A 556-nucleotide genomic window follows, 5' to 3' on the forward strand; every position below is an offset into this window, starting at 1 on the left:
TGCCCTACGGTGAGGCAACGTCCCTGGGCAGCTTGTCAACGGACGGCTTACGGGGAAGAGGGACCGCGATGGCGCACCACACCGACCCAGCCGATCCGGCCGAGCGCCCCCGGCGGGCCCGGCGGCGTGACGAGCTGGCCTTCACCGTCGACTTCGGTGAGCCCGGCGCCTGGGTGGTGGTCCATGTGCGCGGCGCGCTGGGCTTCACCACCGCTCCGATCCTGGGCGTCATGGCCGAGCTGCACGCCGAGCGCCCTGCCCCCGGCGTTGAACCCGATCGGGCCGATCCGCCCCGGACCTCACCTGGCAGGGCAAGGCGGGGCGGGGGTTCCACATCGACGGATTCACCATCCACCGGCGGGCACGGCAGGCCATCCGCCCGCAAGGCCACCACGGCGTCCGCCGGTGGTCCGGCCGGCGAGGAACGCGACCAGGCCGTGCGGAGCCAATGGCCGTGGACGGCGGTGCGGCAAGGTTCTCCCGATGGCAAGGCTCCGACGTAGGAAGGGCCACAGCAGCCGATCGCCCCGGACCGTGTACGACGTGCACCGAAGTC

The 556-nt window shown here is 72.7% G+C and carries 1 protein-coding gene; it reads left to right on the forward strand.

All coding sequences use genetic code 11. The features are described 5' to 3' along the window. The first annotated feature begins 68 nt into the window (after positions 1–68). Positions 69–503 (forward strand): hypothetical protein, encoded by a 435-nt coding sequence (locus tag PKF00_RS44210; RefSeq protein ID WP_271223786.1) that lies wholly within the window; start codon positions 69–71, stop codon positions 501–503. Positions 504–556 lie beyond the last annotated feature (53 nt).

It is taken from the genome of Streptosporangium carneum (assembly GCF_027922005.1).
In the GTDB taxonomy this organism is placed as follows: domain Bacteria; phylum Actinomycetota; class Actinomycetes; order Streptosporangiales; family Streptosporangiaceae; genus Streptosporangium; species Streptosporangium carneum.